Source organism: Micromonospora aurantiaca ATCC 27029, assembly GCF_000145235.1.
Taxonomy (GTDB): Bacteria; Actinomycetota; Actinomycetes; order Mycobacteriales; family Micromonosporaceae; genus Micromonospora; species Micromonospora aurantiaca.
Genome location: NC_014391.1, coordinates 2,265,945 through 2,287,937, shown reverse-complemented (window position 1 = coordinate 2,287,937; position 21,993 = coordinate 2,265,945). Strand labels below are relative to the sequence as shown.

Sequence of the window (21,993 nt, the reverse complement as noted above, 5' to 3'; positions counted from 1 at the left end):
TACCCTGGGCTGGTGGCGGACCGCGGCAGGATCCAGAACGTCTCTCAGCCCCAGCTCTCCGAGACCGTGGCGAGCCTGCTGCGCGATCGGATCATGTCCGGCCAGCTGCGCCCCGGCGAACGCATCCGGCTCGAAGAGGTCGCCCAGGAGACCGGGCTGAGCATCACGCCGGTACGCGAGGCGCTGCTGATGCTGCGCGCGGAGGACATGGTCGAGCTGCAACCGCGTCGCGGGCACGTGGTGGCGCCGCTGTCGCGGCAGGACATCATCGACGTGTTCAGCCTCCAGGGCCACATCGCCGGTGAGCTGGCCGCCCGGGTCGCCGTCAGCATCACCCCGGAGCAGCTCGACGACCTGCGGCAGCAGCACGAGCGGCTGCGCCGCGCCGCCCAGGCCCGGCAGGTCAGCCGGGTCGAGCAGCTCGAATACGAGTTCCACCGCCGGATCAACCGGCTCGCCGACGCACGCAAGCTGTCCTGGCTGCTGCGCACCGTGACCCGCTACACGCCGTCGCGGTTCTACGCCGCGGACGCGGAGTGGCGGGCCGGCATGGTCGCCGATCACGAGGCGCTGCTCGACGCGCTCGCGGCGGGCGACCCGGAGGCGGTCCGGCCGGTCATGGCCCGGCACTTCACCGACGGCGCGGAGCGGCTGGTCAAGCACCTGGACGGCCTGGGCGTGTGGAACGAGTGAGTCACCGGCGGCCATGACGCCACGCGAACATCGCCAGCGAGCGCTTCATCGCGGCGGCGGACGGCTGAAGCGTCATCACCTCGATCAGCGGCCGGAACCGCTGCCACGTCACCGATCGCGCCCGGGCGAACTCGCGCAGGCCGTCCGCGCCGTGGACCCGCCCGAACCCCGAGTCGCCCACGCCCCCGAAGGGCAGTGACGGCACGCCCGCGTACCCCAGCACCGAGTTGACCGACACCGCGCCGGCCCGCAGCCGCCCGGCGAGCGCGAGGCCACGACGGCGGTCGCGGGTGAAGATCGAGCCGGAGAGCCCGTAGCTGGTCGCGTTCGTGCGGCGTACCGCCTCGTCCGCGTCGGCCACCGGGTTGACCACGAGCACCGGGCCGAACGTCTCCTCGGTGACGGCGGTGCTGTCCTCGGGCACGTCGGTCAGCACGACCGGCTCCACGAACGGGGGCCGCACCGAAGCCGCGTCACCGACCACCGCCCGGCCACCCCGGTCGAGCGCGTCGGTGACGTGGCGCCGCACGACCTCGGGCTGCGTGGGCGTGGTCATCGGCCCGTACGGCGCGTCCGGCTCGGCACCCGGCCGGACCTGCCGCGCCAGCTCGGTGAGCGTGGCCAGGAACGGCTCGTAGACGGACCGTTCGACGTAGACGCGCTCGACGCCGGCACACGTCTGCCCGGCGTTGCCCAGGCCGCCGAAGACCGCCGCGTGCGCTGCCGCGTCGAGGTCGGCGTCGGCGGTGACGATCAGCGCGTCCTTGCCGCCGCCCTCGATCACCACCGGTGTCAGGCTCTCGGCGCAGGCGGCCATGACGGCGCGCCCGGTCGCTGCCGACCCGGTGAACGCGATCTTGTCGACCGAGGCGCGGCACAGCGCGGCGCCGGTCGTGCCGTCGCCGGTGACCACCTGGAGGACCGGGTGGTCGGGAAGCAGCTCGTGCCAGCGCTCGGCCAGCCACACCCCGACGCCCGGGGTGAACTCGCTGGGCTTGAACACCACCGCGTTGCCGGCGGCGAGCGCGTGCGACACCGCACCCATCGGCGTGTAGACGGGGTAGTTCCACGGCCCGATCACGCCGACCACGCCGTACGGCACGTACTCGACCGAGGCGGCCTGGTTGAACGCGAGCAGGCCGGAGGAGACCGACCGTCGCCTGAGCACCCGCCCGGCGTGCCGGGCCGCCCAGTCCAGGTGCTCGACGGCGAGCATCACCTCGAGCTGGGCCCCGGCGAGGCTCTTGCCGGTCTCGCTCCGGACGATGCCGGCCAGCTCCTCGATGCCACCGGCGACCGCCGCCTTGTACGCCAGCAGGTGCCGGCGGCGCTGCCTGGCGTCCAGCCCGGCCCACCAGCCGGCCGCCTCGCGGGCCCGCGTCACGGCGGCGCGCACGGCGGCGTCGTCGGCGATGTCGTAGTCGGCGCGGTGCTCACCTGTCACCGGGTCGACGACGCGCAGCCGGCGGGGGTGCTCAACGAGGGACGTCATCGGCGGCCTCCTGACATTTGATATTCGATAGTTTAGCCTTGCTGTCAATCCCTCACGATGCGCTGGAGGTACCGCGGTGGAGTGGAGCGACGAGCAACTGTCACTTGTCGAGGCGGTGCGGGACTTCTGCCGCCGCGAGGTCGGCACCCGCGAGCAACGGCACCGTCTCACCGACGGCGGGCGGGAACCGCACAGCCCGGAGCTGTACCGGAAGATGGCCGAACTCGGCTGGCTCGGCCTGTCGCTGCCGGAGGAGTTCGACGGCGGCGGCGCCGGCATGACGGAGCTGTGCCTGTTCCTGGAGGAGACCAGCCGGGCGATGGCGCCCATCGGCGGGTTCACCACCTCGATCATCGTCGCCGCCACCTACCAGCGGTTCGGCACGCCGGAGCAGAAGAAGCTGATCCTCAGCGGCGTGGCCCGCGGCGTGGTCGAGGCGGTCGCGATGTCCGAGCCCGAGGCCGGCTCCGACGTGGCGAACCTGAGCTGCCGGGCCGAGCGGCGCGGCGACGGGTGGGTGGTCAACGGGCAGAAGACGTGGTGCTCGAACGCCCACCTGGCCGAGCACATCCTGCTCGTCGCGCGCACCTCGGGCCGGGCCGGCGACCACCAGGGCCTGACCATGTTCCTGGTCCCGGCCGGCGCGCCCGGCCTGACCGTGTCCGGCATCGACACCATGGGCGGCCGCGAGGTCAACGACCTCTACTTCACCGACTGCCTGCTCCCCGCCGACGCGGTGGTCGGCCGGGTCGACCACGGCTGGCGGCAGCTGATGGCCGGGCTCAACATGGAACGGCTGATCCTCGCCAGCGTGGTGCTCGGCATCGCCCGGCGCGCGTTCGACGACGTGGTGGCGTACGTGAAGGACCGCCGCCAGTTCCGCCGGCCGATCGGATCGTTCCAGGTGATCCGGCACCGCCTGGCCGACCTGGCCACCGAGATCGAGTGCGCCCGGCTGCTCGTCTACGACACCGCCGCGAAGGTCGACAAGGCACCGGACACGGTGCTGCCCCGGGAGAGCTCGATGGCGAAGCTCAAGGCCACCGAGACGGCCCGGCGCGTCGCGCTGGACGCGATGCAGATGATGGGCGGCTACGGCTACACCACCGAGTTCGACATGGAGCGCCTGGTCCGCTCGGCGATCGTGTCCACCGTGTACGGCGGCGCCAGCGAGATCCAGCGCGAGATCATCGCCAAGACGTACGGCCTGTCCGAGCAGATGTCCTGACCCACCCGGCCCTTCGGTCGATCGGAGGCACCGTGCACCTGTCCGACCGCCAGCGCGCCGCCCTGGCGAGCATCTGCGACACGTTCGCGCCGGGTGACGGCGCCGGGATCCCGTCGGCCAGCCGGCTCGGCGCGACCGAGGTGATGGCCGCACTCGTCCTGCACAATCCGCGCGCCGCCGAGGTCCGGCAGTTCCTGCGGCTGCTGGACCGGTGGGACTCCCCCGCCACCCAGTTCGTCCTCGGCGGTTCCGCGCGGCCGTTCTCCCGGCAGTCGCAGGAGCGCCGGGAGAAGACGCTGCTCGCGCTGGCCCACTCGCGGATCACCGCCAAACGGGCGCTGTTCCAGGCGCTCAAGGGCGCCGCCACCCTCTCCTACTACCTGACGCCGGGGCCGGCCGGGCACTCGCCCGTGTGGGACGCCATCGGCTACCCCGGACCGCTCGGGGTCCGGCCCGACGCGCCCGCGCCGCCGCTGACCCCGGTCCACCCGTCCGCGCCGACCACGCTGGACTGCGACGTCGTCGTCGTCGGATCCGGCGCCGGCGGCGGCACTGCCGCCGCGGTCCTCGCCGGGCACGGCCTGGACGTGGTCGTCGTCGAGAAGGGCGGCTACTACGACGACCGGGACTTCGACGGCGGGGAGCTGTCCGGACTGTCCCGGCTCTACGCCCCGGGCCCCGCCGCCACCGCCGAGGGCCAGCTCAGCCTCCTCCAGGGGCAGTGCCTCGGCGGGGGCACAGTGGTGAACTACACCACGTCGTTCCCCACCCCGGTCCGGGTACGCGAGGAGTGGGCCGCGCTCGGCGTGCCGCAGTTCGCCACCGACGAGTACGACAGCTGCCTCGACGCGGTGTGGTCGAGGCTCGGCGTCAACCGCGAGCACGGCCGGATCTCCTCCCGGGACGCGCTGATGGAGCGCGGACTGAACCGCCTGGGCTGGCACGTCGACGAGATGCCCCGCAACGTCGACGGCTGCGACACCGGTGTCGAGTGCGGGCGCTGCGGCCTGGGCTGCCGGATCGGCGCCAAACGGTCCGCGACGAAGACCTGGCTGGCCGACGCGGAGCGCGCCGGTACGCGGCTCGTCGTCGGCGTCGACGTGCGGACCGTCACCGTCGAAGCGGGCCGGGCGACGGGCGTGACCGGCCGCACCGCGGACGGCCACCCGGTCGCCGTACGCGCCCGCGCCGTGGTGGTCGCGGCCGGCAGCGTGCAGACACCCGCCCTGCTCCGCCGCTCCGGGCTCACCAACCCGAACATCGGCCGGCACCTGCACCTGCACCCGGCGACCGGCGTGTGGGGCGTGTTCGCCGAGGAGGTCCGGCCGTGGGAGGGCGGGATGCAGACCCGGTACTCCACCGAACACGCCGACCTCGACGGCCGCGGCTACGGCGTCATCTACGAGACCGCCGCCACCAACCCGGCCACCGCTGTGTCGTTCATGAGCTGGACGGGCGGACGGGCACATCTGGACCGGATGCGCGCGCTGCCGCACCTCGCCGGGGTCGGCGTGATCACCCGCGACCGCGACAGCGGTGAGGTCCGGGTCGGCCGCGACGGCGAGCCGGTGGTTCACTACCGCCTTTCCCCGTACGACGCGGCCCATCTGCGAGCAGGGATCGCCGGCGCGGCCCGGATCGTCGAGGCGGCCGGAGCGCTGCGGCTCTGGTCCGGACACCAGCGCGGCCCGGTCTGGGAACGCGGCACGGGTTCCATCGACGAGTTCGTCCGGCACGTCGAGACGCTGGGGACCGCGCCCGGGCAGGTCGCCATGGCCGCCCTGCACATCATGGGCGCGGCCCGGATGGGCGGCAGCGCGGCGACGTCGGTGGCCCGGCCGGACGGCGCGACGTGGGAGGTCCCCAACCTGGTCCTCGCCGACGCGTCGACCTTCCCGGGGTCGCTGGGCGTCAACCCGATGATCTCCGTGGAGGCCATCGCGTACATGAACGCCCAGCGACTCGCCGCCGCGCTCTGACCGCCGCTACTCGAACCGTTCGCCCCGCTCGGCCATGGCCGTCAGCAGCGGCGGCGGGTCGAACCGCTCGCCGTAGCGCTCTGCGAGCACCCGGGCACGGGCCACGAAGCCCGGCAGCCCGCCGTCGTACTGGTTGACGTACTGCAGGACGCCACCGGTCCAGCTCGGGTAGCCGATGCCCAGGATCGAGCCGACGTTGGCGTCGGCCACCGAGGTCAGCACGCCCTCGTCCAGGCACCGCACCGACTCGATCGCCTCGATGAAGAGCATCCGCTCCTTGAGGTCCTCGAAGGGCGTGTCCAGGTTCGTGCCGCCGAACTGCTCCCGCAGCCCCGGCCAGAGCCCGGCCCGCTTCCCGTCGCGGTAGTCGTAGAAGCCGGCACCGCCGGAGCGTCCGGTCCGGCCGCACTCGTCGATCATCCGGTCGATCACCGCGTCGGCGGCGTGCGGCTGCCAGGTGCCCCCGGCGGCCACTGTCGCGGCGGCCGTCTCCTGGCGGATCTTCCGGGGCAGGGTGAGGGTCAGCTCGTCCATCAGCGCGAGGACCGGCGCGGGATAGCCGGCCTGGCTGCTGGCCTGCTCGATGGTCGCCGCCGGGATGCCCTCGGCCAGCATCGCCACGCCCTCGTTGGTGAACGTGCCGATGACCCGGCTGGTGAAGAAGCCCCGGCTGTCGTTGACCACGATCGGCGTCTTGCGCAACTGGCGGACGACGCCCAGCGCGCGGCCCAGCGTGGCCTCGTCGGTCCGCTCCCCGCGGATCACCTCGACCAGCGGCATCTTGTCCACCGGGGAGAAGAAGTGCAGCCCGACGAACTCCTCCGGCCGGCTGACGCCCTCGGCCAGCAGCGTGATGGGCAGCGTGGAGGTGTTGGAGGCGATGAGCGCGTCCGGCGCGACCTGCTCGATCTCGGCGTACACCTTGTGCTTGAGCGCCGGGTCCTCGAAGACCGCCTCGATGGCGAGGTCGACGCCGGCCAGGTCGGCGAGGTCGCCGGTGGCGTGGATGCGGCCCAGGATCTCGTCGCGCTTCTCCGGCGTGGACCGGCCCCGCGCGACCGCCTTGTCGAGCAGGCCCGCCGAGTACGCCTTGCCTCGCGCCGCACCCTCGGCGGTGACGTCCTTGAGCACCACCCGCATCCCGGCGCGGGCGCAGACGTACGCGATGGCGGCGCCCATCATGCCCGCGCCGACGACGGCGACGCTGCGTACCGGCTCGTGGTCGCCACCGGCGGTGCGGGACCGGGCGGTCTGGAGGTCGAAGAAGAGCGCCTTGATCATGTTCTTGGCGACCTGGCCGGTGGCCAGCTCGGTGAAGTACCGCCCCTCGATGACGAACGCGGTGTCCAGGTCCACCTGGGCGCCCTCGACGGCGGCGGCGAGGATGTTGCGGGGCGCCGGGTAGGGCGCGCCCTTGAGCTGCTTGCGCAGCAGCGCGGGCATGGCCGGCAACTGCACCGCGAGGCCAGGGCTGGACGGGGTGCCGCCGGGCATCCGGTAGCCCTTGCGGTCGTACGGCTGGGTCGCGTCCGGGTGGGCGGCGATCCACTCACGGGCGGCGGCCATCAGGGCGTCCCGGTCGGCGGCCAACTCGTCGACCAGCCCGTGCGCGAGCGCGTCCTGCGGCCGGCGGCGCTGGCCGCGCAGCAGCCAGTCGGTCAGCGCGGCGGTGACGCCGAGCAGCCGGACGGTACGCACCACGCCGCCGCAGCCGGGCAGCAGGCCGAGCGTGACCTCGGGAAAGCCGATCTCGATGGCCGGGTCGTCGAGCACGACGCGGTGGTGGCAGCCCAGGGCCAGTTCCAGTCCGCCGCCGAGGGCCGATCCGTTGACGGCGGCGACGACCGGGCGGCCGAGCGTCTCCAGCCGGCGTACGGTCTGCTTGAGCGCGGCCGCGTCGGCCGCCGACGCCTCGGCGTCGGCGGGCGTGAGCCGCACCAGGGTCTCCAGGTCGCCGCCGGCGAAGAACGTCTTCTTGGCCGAGGTGACGATCACGCCGGTGATCCGGTCACGCTCGGCTTCGAGCCGGTCCACGGTGGCCGCCAGGCTCGCGCCGAACTCCGCGTTCATCACGTTCGCCGAGCGGCCGGGGTGGTCGAGGGTGAGCAGCACGATGCCGTCGTCGCCGTGCTCCCACCGGATGGTGTTTGCCATTCGTGCTCCTCAGATTCGTTCGATCACGGTCGCGATGCCCATGCCGCCGCCCGCGCAGAGCGTGGCCAGGCCGTAGCGGCCGCCGCGTCGTTCCAGTTCGTCGACGAGCGTGCCGAGGATCATGGCGCCGGTCGCGCCGAGCGGGTGGCCCATCGCGATCGCCCCGCCGTTGGCGTTGACGATGTCCGGGTTCAGGCCGAGGTCGGCGACGAACCGCAGGACCACCGCGGCGAACGCCTCGTTGATCTCCACCAGGTCGAGGTCGTCGACGCCGAGACCGGCCTTCGCGAGCGCCTTGCGGGCGGCCGGGGCCGGGCCGGTGAGCATGATGGTGGGGTCGGCGCCGCTGAGCGCTGTGGCCACGACGCGGGCGCGCGGGGTGAGACCGGCGGCGGCGCCTGCCGCCTCGCTGCCGATCGCGACGAGCGCGGCGCCGTCGACGATGCCGGAGGAGTTGCCCGCCGTGTGGACGTGCTCGATGCGCTCGACCCAGTGGTACTTCTGCAACGCGACCGCGTCGAAGCCCGCCTTCTCACCGATCTCGGCGAACGAGGGGCGCAGCGCGCCGAGGCTCTCCGCCGTCGAGTCGGCCCGGATGTGCTCGTCCCGGTCCAGCACGGTCAGCCCGTTGCGGTCGCGTACCGGCACCACGGACCGGGCGAAGTAGCCGTTGGCCCACGCCTTCGCGGCCCGCGCCTGCGACTGGAGCGCGTACGCGTCGACCGTCTCCCGGTCGAAGCCGGCGATGGTGGCGATGAGGTCGGCGCTGATGCCCTGCGGCACGAACCCGGTGGTGAAGTTGACCTCCGGGTCGAGCGCCCAGGCCCCGCCGTCGGAGCCCATCGGCACCCGGGACATCGACTCGACGCCACCGGCGAGGACGAGGTCCTCCCAGCCGGAGCGCACCTTCTGCGCGGCGATGTTCACCGCCTCCAGCCCGGAGGCGCAGAAGCGGTTGAGCTGGACCCCGGCCACCGTGTCGGGCAGGCCGGCGGCGACGGCGGCGGTCCGGGCGATGTCGGCGCCCTGGTCGCCGAGCGGGGACACCACCCCGAGCACGATGTCGTCGATCAGCGCCGGATCGAGGCCGGGCATCCGCCGCAGGGTCTCCTCGATCAGGCCGGTGATCAGCGAAACCGGCTTCACCCCGTACAGCGATCCGGTCGGCTTGCCCCGCCCGCGCGGCGTGCGCAACGCGTCGTAGATGAACGCATCGGTCGTCATGCCAAGCTCCTCATTGCTCACCCGCATGCGAATTTCGCCTAACTTTTCTTGAGCCTGCCGCCGCTTGTCAAGACGCGTTCCGCGCTGTCCGGCTCCGACCCCGCCGGGGAAACGGCCGAGGGGCGTCACCGGATGCACGCGAGGGGGCGCTAACGTGTAGCTGTGCGACAAGCAGCCAGCGACACCGCCCCGGCACCGGTCAGACGGCCCAAGGACCGCAAGGCCCGGATCGCGCTCGCCGGGGCCGAGTTGTTCTGCGAGCGGGGCTACCACGGCGTCTCGGTGGACGAGATCGCCGCCGCCGTCGGCATCAGCGGGCCGGCCGTCTACCGGCACTTCCCGAACAAGTACGCGATCCTGGTGCACGCCACCCGGGAGGTCGTCGGTGCCCTGCTCGCCGCGACCGGACAGCCGGCGGCGAGTAACGCCGACGGGCTGCTCGACGAGCTGCTGCGCGCGCTCGCCGAGGTCGCGGTGAGCAGGCGGCGGGTGGCCGGGCTGTACCAGTGGGAGGGCCGCTACCTGACGCCCGAGCACCGGCAGGAGTTCGCCGCCTCGATGGCCACGCTCGTCGGCCGCGTCGCCGCGCCGCTGCGCGAGTTGCGTCCCGAGCTGACCACCGCGCAGGCCGACCTGCTGGTGAACGCGGCGCTGAGCGCGTTCGGCAGCGTGACCACGTACCGGGCCGCGGCCACCGGCACCGACACCGAGCACCTGCTCACCCGGGTCGCCTGGACGCTGCTGCGGACCGACGCGCCGACGGTGCCGCTCCGGCGGCGTACCGCGCCGGAGGACATGCCCGCCACCGGGCCGGTGCGTCCGGCGTCGCGGCGCGAACTGCTGCTCATCGAGGCGATGCGCCTGTTCCACAGGCACGGCTACCACGCAGTCGCGGTCGAGGACATCGGCCGCGCCGCGGGCATGCAGGCGTCCAGCGTGTACCGCTACTTCCCCGGCAAGGCCGACCTGCTCGCGGCCGCCTACTACCGGGCCACCGACCGGCTCACCGGGGCCACCACCGCGGCGATCGCCGAGGCGAGCGACCCGGCCGACGCGCTGCACCGGGTGGTACGCGCCTACGTCGACTTCGCGTTCGGCCAGAGCGACCTGGTCGCGGTGTACCTGGCGGAGAACAACAACCTGCCGGACCGGGACCGCCACCAGTTGCGCGGCGCGCAGCGGCTGCACGTCGAGGAGTGGGTGGGCCTGGTCCGGGCGGTACGACCGGACCTGCCGGCCGCCGACGCCCGTGTGCTCGTCCACGCCGCGCTGAACGTCGTCACCGACGTCGGGCGGCTCGGCCGCTTCGACCGCACCGCCGGCTACGACGACCAGACCGCCCGGCTCGCGCTCGCCGTCCTGCACGCCTGACCGGCGTCACCGCGAGCGCGCGGGCGGCGTGAGGCGCTGTGGTTGACTGACACCCATGGTCCCGTGCCCGTCCGCGTCCGCCCGGACGATCCGGTGACCACCGGGCCGGCCGCGGCCACCCGGCCCCGCAACCGCAGACAGGTCATCGTCGAGTCGGCCGGGCAGGTGTTCAGCGAGCGCGGCTACCACGGCGCGTCGATGGAGGAGATCGCCGCGGCGGTCGGGATCAGCGCGCCCGCGCTGTACCGCCACTTCCCGAACAAGTACGCGTTGTTCGCCGAGTGCGCCAACGTCATGGTGGACAACCTGGTCGGGGCCATCGACGAGTGGCCGCCGGACGCGGCGCTGGCCGACGTGCTGCTGGCCCTCACCCGGGTCACCGTCGCGCACCGCGCCTCCGGCGGCCTCTACCGGTGGGAGGCCCGCTACCTCGGCCGCGCGGACCGCCACCTGCTCCGCGCGAAGTTCGGCCACGTCGTGGGCCGGGTGACCGAGATGGTACGGCGGGAGTACCCGCTGCCCGACGAGCGCCTGCGGGCGGTGGCCGCGCTCGGTGTGATCGGTTCGGTCACCATGCACCACACCTCGATCGCCCAGCGCCGGATCGAGGATCTGGTGCTGCGGTCCGCGATGCGGGTGGTGGCCACCGATCCGGCCACCGCTGCCGGGACGGCGCGGCTGGTCGAGCTGCCCGCCCAGCCGGTGCCCCGGACGCGGCGTGCGGAGATCCTGGCCGCGGCCGTACCGCTGTTCGCCCGGGACGGGTTCGCCACAGTCACCAACGCGCAGATCGCCCAGGCGGTGGGGCTCGCACCGTCCGCGATCTACCGCCACTATCCCGGCAAGGTGGACATCCTCGTGGCCGCCTGCCTCCAGGCGGCGGAACTGCTCGCCCAGGCGGTGGACCGCAGCCTCCAGCGGGCGGCCGACCCACGGCAGGCGGTGGTCGCGCTGGCGGCGGCGTACGTGGCCTACTGCTTCGAGCACAACACCCTCAACAGCGTCGCCGAGGCGGAGGTGGCCGGCCTGCCGGACGACGTACGGCGTCCCCTCATCCTCGCCCAGCGGGAGCACATCGCGGTCTGGGAGCAGCAGTTGCGCGCGGTCCGGCCGGACCTGGACCGGCGGCAGGCCCGGCTGCTCGTGCACGCCGGGTTCGGCGTGGCGGTGGAGGCCGGGCGCGCCCTGCGCTGGCAGGACTCGCCCGGCCACCGGGACGCGGTCACCGCGCTGGTCACCGGCGCCCTGACGCTCTGAACCGGCACGGACTCAGGTGCCCGGCCGGTTCATGACCGGAATCGTGATCGGGGTGTGCGACGCGGACGAGCCGTTGTTGAGGAACAGCATCGCCAGCCCGCGGATGAACCTGTCGAACAGGCCGAACGTCTCCGGCATGAGCGGCGAGAGCCCTTCGCGGAACATCACGTACGTCGGCCAGCCGGCCTCGATCACGCCCCGGGAGATGTAGTCGCGGGGCAGCCGCAGCCAGTCGCCGATCCGGTCGGTGAGCACGTAGCGCGCGAACTCCCGCTGGAATCCCCGGGTGACGCCCAGGTCCACCGAGGACGTCAGGTTCAGCAGGATGTCGGCCAGGTCGATGCCCTCGGGCGTCGGCGCGAGCAGCGGGGACAGCGCGTACCGGGACTGCTCCTCGGCGGCGGCCCAGCTGTTCGGGATGAACTCGTCGCGCACGCCGAGCAGGTGCAGCGCGACCTGCCACATGTGCAGGTAGGCCTCCTCCTCCGCGGCCGACATCCGCAGTCCCCAGCGACGCCAGTCGAGCAGCTTGCGGTGCACGTACGTGCCGAGGCTGTGGAAGGTGATGAGGATGTCGCCGTTGCTGATCGGGATCGGGTGGTCGGTGACGCCGCGCCACGGCGCGGACTGCGGCAGCAGGTGCCGCACGGCCGCGTGGGTGAGCCGCGTCTTGTGCGAGGTGACCACGAAGCTGCCGGTGGCCTTGAACGCGTCGGGGGCGCTCAGGTCGTACCCGTAGGTGAAGGTCTTCGCGGCGCGCGACTTCATGTCCGCGCCGCCCTCGGACCAGTAGACGTTGCGGGCCTCGCGCGGGATCACCGTGCTCATGATCCCGCTGCCCAGGCCGTAGAGCAGGAACAGGTACATGCTCATGCGCTTGTTGAACTGGGCGGCGCGGTCCAGCTTGGCCTGGTCGGCCCAGGACGGCAGCGTGTTGACCCGCCGCAGGTAGGTGGTGAGCGCCGGGGGCAGGCCGGCGGGCAGCGCGTCGCCGTTGCGGATCCAGGACGCGAACGCGGTGTTCACCGCCGGGATCTGACCGGCGTCCAGCATCGAGGCGACGAGCGGGTCGGTGTCGTCGTCCCAGACGTCCCACGGGTCGGTGACCGTGTCGGTCCCGGCGATCGAGCCGGACGACGACCACGCCCACGCCTTCGGGGCGTCCGCCACCGCTACCAGTCCCAGCGCGGCGCCGAGCGTCAGGACGCTTCGTCTACTGAGATTCTCCATTAGCACCACTTCCCGGTTCGACCGGACATCGCCCTGAACACCGGCCCGCGAGGTGCGCACAAGCAGGTTTCGAGTTATCCGGGGATGTGATTTTCTATTAACATAGAGGAGCTTGACTGCATCGGCAAGGGTGGACGGTGGGGGTGGTGGCGATGGCTCGTGAGGGGCGGTACCGCTGGTTGCGCCGGATCGAGACGCTCGATCCGGTCCGCGACCACCACGAGATCTACCGGCTCTCCGCCGGCTACGAGTTCCCCTTCGACTACCAGCGGGCACTGGAGCTGGCGCTGCTGCGCACGTTCTGCGTACCGAGCATCTCCGCGCTGCTCGACGCGACCGGCGAGTTCCGGCTGCGGGCGCAGCAGCGCTACGACGACACCGCGCTGCTGATGGCCGAGCTGCTGGAGCACGGGTACGACTCGCCGCGCGGCCGGGAGGCGCTGCGGGTGGTCAACCGGGCGCACGGCCGGTACGCGATCTCGAACGACGACATGCGGTACGTGCTGTCGACGTTCGTCTACGAGCCGATCGACTGGCTGGACCGGTACGGCTGGCGCCCGCTGCACGAGCACGAGCGGCTGGCCGCGTTCCACTACTACCGCGCGGTCGGCGCGCGCATGGGCATCCGCGACGTCCCGGCGGACTTCGACGCGTTCCGGGCGTTCAAGGACGCGTACGAGCGGGACACGTTCCGCCGCACGCCGAGCAACGAGCGGGTCGCGGCGTACACGCTCGATCTGTTCGCGTCCTGGTACCCGGCGCCGCTGCGCCCGGCCGCGCGGCTAGCGGTGCGCGCGCTGCTGCCGCCCGAGATGCGGGCCGCCTTCGGGCTGCCGGCCGCGCCGCGACCGCTGACCGCGCTGGCCGGCGGCGCGCTGCGCGCCCGGGCCGCCGTGGTGCGGCTGCTGCCCGCGCGGACCGTGAGCCGGCTGACCCGCGCGCCGCGCAACCGCACCTATCCCGGCTACCCGCGGGGGTACCGGCCCGCCGACCTCGGCGCGCCGCCACCCCCGCCCGGCATCGACCCGGCGCTACTCCGTGACGGGCTCCGCCACCGCGTCGCCCGGCCGGTAGAGGGCGTCGATCCGGTCGCCGTACCTGTCGACGATGACCCGGCGCCGTAGCTTCAGCGTCGGGGTCAGCTCGCCCGACTCCGGCGTCCACGCCGACGGCAGCACCTGGAACGTCTTGACCTGCTCCGGCCGGGCGAGGCGCGCGTTCGCCGCGTCCACCGCGGCCTGGATCTCGGCCAGCAGCACCGGGTCCGAGGCCAGCGTGGGCAGCTGCGGGTCGCTGACGCCGTGCGTGCGCGCCCACTGCGGCGCGACCTCCTCGTCCAGCACGATCAGCGCCGTGACGTACGGCCGCCGGTCGCCGATCGCGACGGCCTGACCGATGAGCGGGTGCGCCCGCAGCAGGTTCTCGATCTGCGCCGGCGAGATGTTCTTCCCGCTGGACGTGATGATGAGTTCCTTCTTGCGGTCGGTGATGGTGAGGAAGCCGTCGTCGTCGAGCGTCCCGACGTCGCCGGTGGCCAGCCAGCCGTCCGCGTCGACGACCGGCTCGACGCCGCCGTCCTCGCGCAGGTAGCCGGAGCACACCAGCGGACCCCGGACGAGGACCTCGCCGTCGTCGGCGAGGCGTACCTCCATGCCCACGTTCGGGCGGCCGACCGTCCCGGTGCGGAAGCGGTCGGGGGTGTTGAGGGTGGCGGTGCCGGTGGTCTCGGTCAGACCCCACACCTCCAGCACGTCGACGCCGAGCCCGGCGAGGAACCGCAGCACGTCCACCGGGATCGGGGCGGCGCCGCTGCCGGGCCAGGTCATGTTCTGCAGGCCGAGGGTGGCCTGCAACGGCCGCAGCACGGTGTCCCGGGCCTGCGCCACCCGGGCGGCCAGCTCGTCCGGCACCGGCTCTCCGGCCGCGCGCAGCTCGTACGCCTCCAGTGTCACCGCGGTCGCGGCGGCGACGGCGGCGCGGACCGCGGGCTCGGCGGCGGCCAGGTGGGCCTGGACGCCGGCGGCCATCTTCTCCCAGACCCGCGGAACCCCGAAGAACGAGGCGGGGCCGACGGTGCGCAGCGCCGCGACGAGCTGCGTGGCGTCGGGGCAGATCGTCACGTGCCCGGCGCGGTAGATCGGGTTGTAGATGCCGAGGAACCGTTCGGCGATGTGCGCGAGCGGCAGGTAGGCCACCGTCGGCGCGTGGTCGGGGACGGACACCATCGCATCCAGCGCCACCGCCTGGTAGATCACGTTGTGGTGGCTGAGCACGACGCCCTTCGGGTTACCAGTCGTGCCGGACGTGTAGAGCAGCGTCACCGGCTGCTCGGGCCGGATCGTGCGCCAGCGCCGCTCGAAGGCGTCCGGGTCCGCCTCGCGTGCGGCCCGGCCGAGGGTACGCACGCGCGACAGCGGCACCGCGTCGCCGGCCGGTTCGGCGGGCTCGTCCACCAGCACCACCCGCAGCAGGTCGGGCAGGTCGGCCGGGATCGGCCGCCAGCGCTCCAGTTCGGCCGGCCCTTCCAGCACGAGCACCTGGGCGGCGCTGTGCCGGGCCAGGTAGCGCATCTGCTCGGCGCTGAGCGTCGGGTAGATCGTGGACGGCACCGCGCCCAGGTGGACCGCGGCGAGGTCGACGAGCCAGTGCTCGGTGCGGCTGGACATCATGATCAGCATGTGCCGCCCGGCCTCCAGGCCGATCTCGGCCAGGCCGGCGGACAGCTCGGCGACCTCGTCGCGCAGCGCGGCCCAGGTGCGGGTGTCGTCCCGGCCGAGCGTGGTCAGCGCGGGCCGGTCGGCGTACTCGGTGGCGTTGCGGTGCAGCAGCGCCGGGACAGTCAGGTCGGCGGCTTTCTTGGCGCAGTCCTCGGCGAGGACGTGGGCGGGGTCCATGGGCTACTCCTTCACACGCAACCGGGCCTGGTGGTGGCAGGGCTGGCCGCACCCCTCGCCGTGGTGCCCGCGCGGGTTCCGCAGCCGATGGCAGCACTGTAAACGAGGGTTAACTTCCTGGGAAGGAGTGGCCGTGATCTGGCGCGGTATCGCGTCGTGACGGCAACCTGGCGACGAACGCGGACTAACCAAACGGCCCGCCGGTCACTGCGCGGTCCAGCCACCGTCCACGTGCAACACGCTGCCGGTGACGTAGCTCGCGGCGTCCGAGGCCAGGAACAGCACCGCGCCGACCACCTCCTCGGGACGGCCGAACCGGCCCATCGGGATACGGTCGCGCAGCCGCTTCGACCACTGCTCGTGGCCGCGCAACCCTTCGGTCATCGGGGTCTCCAGGTAGCCGGGCGCCACCGCGTTGACGCGTACGCCGACCGCCGCCCACTCCAGCGCCAGCGTGCGGGTGAGCTGCTCGACGCCGCCCTTGCTGGCGCTGTACGCGGCCAGGCGCGGGAAGCCGACCTGACCGTGCACGGAGGACATGTTGACGATGCTGCCCGCGCCCTGCTCGACCATGAGCGCGCCGGCCGCGCGGGCGCAGACGAACACCCCGGACAGGTTGGTGTCGATCACCTGCTGCCAGTCACCGAGGCTGAGCCGCTCGCTGCGGTGCAGCGCCGGGCTGATGCCGGCGTTGTTGACCAGGACGTCGAGCCGCCCCCACCGCCGCCGCGCCAGGGCCACCACGGCGTTCGCGGCCGACTCGTCGGCGACGTCACCGGCGACCACCTCCGCCGTGCCGCCGCCGGCCGTGATCCGGTCGCGCACCTCGTCCAGCGCGTCCGGCCGCCGGGACTGGAGGATCACCGACGCGCCGGCCCGGGCCAGCCCCTCGGCGACCGCCGCGCCGACGCCCTGACTGGCGCCCGTCACCCACGCCACCTTGCCCGACAGCATCCCCTCGACCAGCGCCACCGTGGACTCCCCTCATCGCAAACCATCGACAGTTGTCGTCATGAGCCTTGTGGACACCGTTACCACGTGCTCTCATGTGATACACGGGCGCAACATTCGTTTCACCGTATCAGCGGCCTCGACCCCGAGGAGTGAACGTGGAACCGGTAAGCAGGCGCAAGATGTTGAAGGCCGGTGGGGCACTGGGCGCGCTCGGCGCGCTCAGCGTCGCCGCTCCGGCACAGGCCCGGTCGGCGTGGACCTGGTCTCCGAAGGGATCGGTGGCCGGCGCCGGCGCGGGCGTGGACCCCCGCTGGGTGTGGGACGAGGAGGCCGACCCGCTCGTCGCCTCCCTCCTGGACCGGGGCGAGGCGCCACTGGTCAACCAACTGCTGCGGACGTGGACGAAGAACGGCCAGCCGCTGCCCTCCGGCCTCCCGGCGGACGTCCGCGCGTTCATCGAACGCGCACGCGTGCTGCCGTCCTGGGTGGACCAGGGCAAGCTGGCCACCGCCGTGCGCTTCAACGAGAAGCGCGGGCTCTACCTCGGCGTGCTCTACGGCCTGGCCAGCGGCATGATGAGCACAGTCATCCCGAAGGAGGCGCGCGCCGTCTACTACTCCAAGGGCGGCGCGGACATGAAGGACCGCATCTCCAAGACCGCCAAGCTCGGGTACGACATCGGCACCGCCAACGCGTACCAGCCCGACGGCTCGATGATCGTGACCGCCGTCAAGACCCGGCTCGCGCACGCCGGTGTGCGTCACCTCCTGCCGCAGTCGCCCGAGTGGGCCGACGTCGCGCCCGAGGACATCCCGATCAGCCAGCGGGACATGATGGTCACCTGGCACAGCCTGCCGACCACGGTCATGCGGAAACTGACCGACTGGCGGGTGCCGATCCCCGCCGCCGAGTCGACGGCCTTCCTGCACCTGTGGCAGGTGGCCGCGCACATGCTCGGCATCAGGGACGAGTACATCCCGGCCACGTGGAGCGAGGCGAACTCCCAGGCCGGCGAGGTCCTCGACCCGATCCTCGCGCCCACCCGCGAGGGCAACGCGCTCGCCGACATCCTGCTCGGCCTCGGCAAGGAGATCGACGCCGGGCTGCTCAGCAAGCCCATCCTCGGCTCGTTCACCCGGTTCATGCTCGGCAACCAGATCGCCAACTGGCTGGAGATCCCGCGCGACCTGCTCTGGGACACGCTGCTGCGGACGAGCTGGGGCCCGTTCATCGCGGTCCGGGAGGCGCTGCTGCCGTTCCCGCTCGCACCGGAGTGCTACTGGCTGTTCGACGAGTTCCTGCGCAAGCTCGCCCTGCTGTTCCTGTCCGAGGGGCAGTCCATCAACATCGAGATCCCGCTCGGCAACCGCGAGTTCTGACCACCGCGTCGCAGCCGGGGCACCTCCCGTCCCCGGCTGCGACGACGAGCGCCCGGGTGAGCACCATGACCGTGTCCCTCCCTCCGTTCCTGGGGTACGTGCTGGCCGCGCCGGTCCTCGTGGCCGCTGCCGAACTCACCGCCGCGTACCCGGCCGCCGCCCGGACGCCGTCGCCGGACGTGGCCGGGCTGCTCGGACTCGGCGAGATCATGACGGCCACGGCCCTGCCCGGGGCGGCCCTGATCTCCGTCGAGGTCGCCCCGGACGGGACCGTGTCGTTCACGCTGCCGCCGGACCGGTACGACGGCGACACCTCGGCCGCCGAACTGATCGCCGACGGGCTGTCGGTACCGCGCCGGCGCGTCCGTGTGCCACCGCCACGGCCGGCAGCGGGCCGGACACGTGGCGCACCCCATCCGGCCGTCGGAACCCGTACCCCGCTCCGGGTCGCCGTGGCGGTGGCCCGGCGGCGGCTGCTGGAGGCCGCGTCGGCGACGCTCGGCACGCCCGTCGCCGGCCTGCAGCTCGCGGCCGGCGCCGTCACCGACCGCGCCGGCCGCCGCCTCGACATCGGCGCCCTCGCCGCCACCGCCGCCAGCACCAGCACGATCGCCGTGGCTGTCGACCTCACGCCACGGTGACCGGCGCCGCCGATTCAACGGCCCTCTGCCGGGTAGCAGTCCGATGGACGGCACCGGAGAGGGGACAGACAGGCATGAAGGCACTGACCTGGCACGGCAAGCGGGACGTCCGCGTGGAGGACGTCCCGGACCCCCGGATCGAGGAGCCGACCGACGCGATCGTCCGGATCACCTCGACCGCCATCTGCGGTTCCGACCTGCACCTGTACGAGGTGCTCGGGCCGTACCTGAAGCCCGGCGACATCCTCGGGCACGAGCCGATGGGCGTCGTCGAGGAGGTCGGGCCCGGCGTGACCCGGCTCAAGAAGGGCGACCGGGTGGTCGTCCCGTTCAACATCTCCTGCGGCTCGTGCTGGATGTGCGAGCGGCAGCTCTACGCGCAGTGCGAGACCACGCAGGTGACCAGCCAGGGCAAGGGCGCGTCCCTGTTCGGCTACACCTCGCTGTACGGCTCGATCCCCGGCGGCCAGGCCGAGTACCTGCGCGTGCCGCAGGCCCAGTTCGGCCCGATCACGATCCCGGACAGCGGCCCGGACGAGCGCTGGCTCTACCTCTCCGACATCCTGCCCACCGCCTGGCAGGCGGTGAAGTACGCGGACACCCCGCCCGGCGGCACGCTCGCCGTGTTCGGGCTCGGCCCGGTCGGGCAGTTCAGCGCCCGGATCGGCCGCCACCTCGGCGCCGGCCGGGTGATCGGGCTGGACCTGGTCCCCGAGCGGCTGGAGATGGCCCGCCGCCACGGCATCGAGGTGCTCGACGTCAGCCAGCTCGACGACGTACCCGGCGCGCTCATCGACCTGGTCGACGGACGCGGCCCGGACGCCGTGATCGACGCGGTCGGCATGGAGGCGCACGGCGCGCCGCTGGGCAAGATGGCCCAGACCGCCGCCGGGCTGCTGCCGGACAAGCTGGCCCAGGCGATGACCGACAAGGCCGGCGTGGACCGGCTCGTGGTGCTGCACGCCGCGCTCAAGGCCGTACGGCGTGGCGGCACCGTGTCGATCTCCGGCGTGTACGGCGGCGAGCAGGACCCGATGCCGCTGATGGAGATGTTCGACAGGGGCATCCAGCTGCGCATGGGCCAGTGCCACGTGCGGCGCTGGGTCGACGAGATCATCCCGCTGCTGGAGCGCGACGACGACCCGCTGGGCGTCGAGGACCTGCGGACCCACCGGCTGCCGCTGACCGACGCGCCGCGCGCGTACGAGATGTTCCAGAAGAAGGAGGACGGCTGCGTGAAGGTCGTGCTCGCGCCGTGACCCGGACGGTGGTCGTCACCGGCGCGACCAGCGGGATCGGCCGGGCGACCGCCAGGGAGCTGGCGGGCCGCGGGGACCGGCTGGTCCTCGCGGCCCGCTCCCCCGCCACGCTCGACGAGGTACGCGACGAGTGCCGGGCGGCGGGCGCGCGGGCGATCGCCGTACCGATGGACGTGACCGAGCCCGGCGCGGTGGCCGCGCTCGCCGACGCGGCGCGGGCCGAGTTCGGCCGCGTCGACGCCTGGGTGCACACCGCCGCGGTGATGTCCTACGGCCGCTTCGACGAGACCCCGGCCGAGGTGTTCGAGCAGGTGGTCCGCACCGACCTGCTGGCCGCCGCGGCGGTGGCCCGGGAGGCGCTGCGCCGTTTCCGGACCACCGGCGGCGGCACGCTCGTGCTCACCGGCTCGGTGCTCGGGCACATCACCGCGCCCTACATGAGCGGCTACGTCGCAGCCAAGTGGGGCCTGCAGGGACTGGCCCGCACGCTCCAGCAGGAGGCGCGGGAGACACCCGGCGTCGCGATCTGCCTGGTCAACCCGGGCAGCGTCGACACGCCCGTCTACCGGCAGGCGGCCAACTACCTGGGCCGCGTCGGCCGGCCGCCGCCCCCGATCGCCTCGCCCGAACGGGTGGCGCGGGCCATCGTCCACTGCCTCGACCGGCCCCGCCGGGAGGTGTCGGTGGGCCGGCTCAACGTGGTCATGCGCTTCGGCTTCACAGTCCTGCCCGGCGTGTACGACGTGCTGGTCGGGCCGCTGATGCGCCGGGCCGGACTGACCCGGACGCCGGTCGCCGCGCACCAGGGCATCGTGTTCACGCCCAACCCGGCCGGTGAGGCGGTCCGGGGCGGATGGCTGCCCGACGTGTCCCAGGTGGTCCGGGCCGTGGGCGGACGCGCGGCGACCGTGGCGTCCGCGGTACGCCGCCGGCTGCCCTGACGTCCTGTGGGCGGCTGTCGTGCGGGCGGGCCGTCGTGCGGGCGGGTCGCCCCGTGGGCGGACCGGGACGAGGGTCGTTACCGTGTACGACGGGACACGGCGGAGGGACGAGCATGCGGGAACCAACGGGGCGGGAACCGGACCGGACGCGCGGCGGGCGGGTGTGGAAGCTCGCCGGGCTGGCCGCCGTCGCCGGGATGGCCTGGGCGGCGCGGGACGTACCGGCCCAGCTCGGCGGCCGGCTCACCGGCGCCCGGGCGGAACGGGCGGCCCGGTCACCGCGCTTCCGCGACGGCACGTTCCACAACCCGGCCGGCGCCAGCGCCACGATGGTCGCCGACCCGGGCCGCAACCTGCTCCGGGAGCTGGTCTTCGGCAAGCAGAAGCGGCGGCCGGGCAGCCCGGTGCCGCTGCTGCACCCCGGCGCCGCGCCGGCCGGCGACCAGGCCCGCGAGCTGAACGTCGTCTGGTACGGCCACGCCTCCACGCTCGTCGAGATCGAGGGGCACCGGGTGCTGCTCGACCCGGTGTGGAGCGACAGGTGCTCCCCGTCCGGGCTGGTCGGCCCGCGACGCATCCACGAGCCGCCGGTCCGCCTGACCGACCTGCCCCCGCTCGACGCGGTGCTGATCTCGCACGACCACTACGACCACCTCGACATGGAGACCGTCCGCACGCTGGCCGACCTCCAGTCCGCGCCGTTCGTGGTGCCGCTCGGCGTCGGCGCGCACCTGGCCCGCTGGGGCCTACCCGAGCACCGCATCGTCGAGCTGGACTGGTCGGAGAGCCACCGGGCCGGCGGGCTGACACTCACCGCGACCGCCGCGCAGCACTTCTCCGGGCGCGGGCTGCGCCGCGACGGCACGCTCTGGAGTTCCTGGACGATCACCGGTGCGCACCGGAAGGTCTTCTACACCGGCGACTCGGGCTACTTCGACGGGTACGCCGCGATCGGCGCCGAGCACGGCCCGTTCGACGTGACGCTCATGCAGATCGGCGCGTACGACAGGGCGTGGCCGCACATCCACATGTTCCCGGAGGAGGCGGTCGCCGCCCACCTCGACGTGCGCGGCGGACTGCTGGTGCCGGTGCACTGGGGCACGTTCAACCTGGCCCTGCACGACTGGTCCGAGCCGGTGGACCGGCTCTGGGCCGAGGCGAAGGCGCGCGACGTACGGCTGGCCGTGCCGCGTCCCGGCGAGCGGGTCGTGGTGGACGAGCCGCCGGCGGTGGACGGGTGGTGGCAGTCGGTCGCCTGACCCGGCGCGGTCCCTGGGTGGCGCTGACGCCTTCGTGC

The 21,993-nt window shown here is 73.2% G+C and carries 17 protein-coding genes; 11 read left to right on the top strand and 6 right to left on the bottom strand.

All coding sequences use genetic code 11. The features are described from left to right. Positions 1–12: 12 nt before the first annotated feature. Positions 13–693 carry a GntR family transcriptional regulator gene (locus MICAU_RS10725; RefSeq protein WP_013285323.1) on the top strand — a complete coding sequence of 227 codons (681 nt, stop codon included), beginning with the start codon at positions 13–15 and terminating at the stop codon, positions 691–693. A gap of 1 nt (position 694) precedes the next feature. On the opposite strand, the gene MICAU_RS10720 is transcribed toward MICAU_RS10725, so the two are convergent. Then, a complete protein-coding gene (locus MICAU_RS10720) occupies positions 695–2,185 on the bottom strand; it encodes an aldehyde dehydrogenase family protein (RefSeq protein WP_013285322.1) in 1,491 nt (496 codons plus the stop codon). A gap of 76 nt (positions 2,186–2,261) precedes the next feature. On the opposite strand from MICAU_RS10720, the gene MICAU_RS10715 reads away from it, so the two are divergent. Further along, positions 2,262–3,413, top strand: coding sequence for an acyl-CoA dehydrogenase family protein (locus MICAU_RS10715; RefSeq protein WP_013285321.1), 1,152 nt, complete (start codon positions 2,262–2,264; stop codon positions 3,411–3,413). 32 nt (positions 3,414–3,445) lie between these two features. Next, entirely contained in the window at positions 3,446–5,392 is a 1,947-nt protein-coding gene (locus MICAU_RS10710; RefSeq protein WP_013285320.1) for a GMC family oxidoreductase N-terminal domain-containing protein, read from the top strand. Between the two features lie 6 nt (positions 5,393–5,398). Here the strand turns inward: MICAU_RS10710 and MICAU_RS10705 are convergent, their stop codons facing one another. Then, on the bottom strand, positions 5,399–7,546 hold the full coding sequence (locus MICAU_RS10705) for a 3-hydroxyacyl-CoA dehydrogenase NAD-binding domain-containing protein (RefSeq protein WP_013285319.1): 2,148 nt from the start codon (positions 7,544–7,546) through the stop codon (positions 5,399–5,401). A 9-nt stretch (positions 7,547–7,555) separates the two neighbouring features. After that, a complete protein-coding gene (locus MICAU_RS10700) occupies positions 7,556–8,770 on the bottom strand; it encodes an acetyl-CoA C-acetyltransferase (RefSeq protein WP_013285318.1) in 1,215 nt (404 codons plus the stop codon). A gap of 162 nt (positions 8,771–8,932) precedes the next feature. On the opposite strand from MICAU_RS10700, the gene MICAU_RS10695 reads away from it, so the two are divergent. Both MICAU_RS10695 and MICAU_RS10690 read left to right on the top strand, forming a co-directional pair. Beyond that, complete coding sequence (locus MICAU_RS10695) at positions 8,933–10,141, top strand: TetR/AcrR family transcriptional regulator (protein WP_013285317.1); 1,209 nt, start codon at positions 8,933–8,935, stop codon at positions 10,139–10,141. 63 nt (positions 10,142–10,204) lie between these two features. After that, positions 10,205–11,398 carry a TetR/AcrR family transcriptional regulator gene (locus MICAU_RS10690; RefSeq protein ID WP_232236646.1) on the top strand — a complete coding sequence of 398 codons (1,194 nt, stop codon included), beginning with the start codon at positions 10,205–10,207 and terminating at the stop codon, positions 11,396–11,398. 12 nt (positions 11,399–11,410) lie between these two features. Here MICAU_RS10690 and MICAU_RS10685 read toward each other — a convergent pair whose 3' ends face one another. Beyond that, the gene (locus MICAU_RS10685; RefSeq protein ID WP_013285315.1) at positions 11,411–12,628 is read right to left on the bottom strand and encodes an oxygenase MpaB family protein; all 1,218 of its coding nucleotides are present in this window, start codon (positions 12,626–12,628) and stop codon (positions 11,411–11,413) included. Positions 12,629–12,780: 152 nt separating this feature from the next. Between MICAU_RS10685 and MICAU_RS10680 the strand changes: the two genes are divergently transcribed. Beyond that, a complete protein-coding gene (locus MICAU_RS10680) occupies positions 12,781–13,752 on the top strand; it encodes an oxygenase MpaB family protein (protein ID WP_013285314.1) in 972 nt (323 codons plus the stop codon). Here the strand turns inward: MICAU_RS10680 and MICAU_RS10675 are convergent. After that, a complete protein-coding gene (locus tag MICAU_RS10675) occupies positions 13,660–15,522 on the bottom strand; it encodes an AMP-dependent synthetase/ligase (RefSeq protein ID WP_013285313.1) in 1,863 nt (620 codons plus the stop codon). The genes MICAU_RS10680 and MICAU_RS10675 overlap by 93 nt on opposite strands. 204 nt (positions 15,523–15,726) lie before the next feature. Next, complete coding sequence (locus tag MICAU_RS10670) at positions 15,727–16,494, bottom strand: SDR family NAD(P)-dependent oxidoreductase (RefSeq protein ID WP_013285312.1); 768 nt, start codon at positions 16,492–16,494, stop codon at positions 15,727–15,729. A 161-nt stretch (positions 16,495–16,655) separates the two neighbouring features. Here MICAU_RS10670 and MICAU_RS10665 point away from each other — a divergent pair, with 161 nt between their 5' ends. From MICAU_RS10665 to MICAU_RS10645, 5 genes are all read left to right on the top strand, one after another. After that, entirely contained in the window at positions 16,656–17,855 is a 1,200-nt protein-coding gene (locus MICAU_RS10665; protein ID WP_222947144.1) for an oxygenase MpaB family protein, read from the top strand. A gap of 65 nt (positions 17,856–17,920) precedes the next feature. Further along, a complete protein-coding gene (locus MICAU_RS10660) occupies positions 17,921–18,496 on the top strand; it encodes a hypothetical protein (RefSeq protein WP_013285310.1) in 576 nt (191 codons plus the stop codon). A 74-nt stretch (positions 18,497–18,570) separates the two neighbouring features. Continuing rightward, positions 18,571–19,755, top strand: a complete 1,185-nt coding sequence (locus tag MICAU_RS10655) for a zinc-dependent alcohol dehydrogenase (RefSeq protein WP_013285309.1) — start codon at positions 18,571–18,573, stop codon at positions 19,753–19,755. Continuing rightward, positions 19,752–20,696: an SDR family NAD(P)-dependent oxidoreductase gene (locus MICAU_RS10650; RefSeq protein ID WP_013285308.1), complete on the top strand. Its 945-nt coding sequence runs from the start codon at positions 19,752–19,754 to the stop codon at positions 20,694–20,696. Before MICAU_RS10655 ends, MICAU_RS10650 begins: the two co-directional genes overlap by 4 nt. Positions 20,697–20,809: 113 nt before the next feature. Next, the gene (locus tag MICAU_RS10645; protein ID WP_013285307.1) at positions 20,810–21,955 is read left to right on the top strand and encodes an MBL fold metallo-hydrolase; all 1,146 of its coding nucleotides are present in this window, start codon (positions 20,810–20,812) and stop codon (positions 21,953–21,955) included. Positions 21,956–21,993 lie beyond the last annotated feature (38 nt).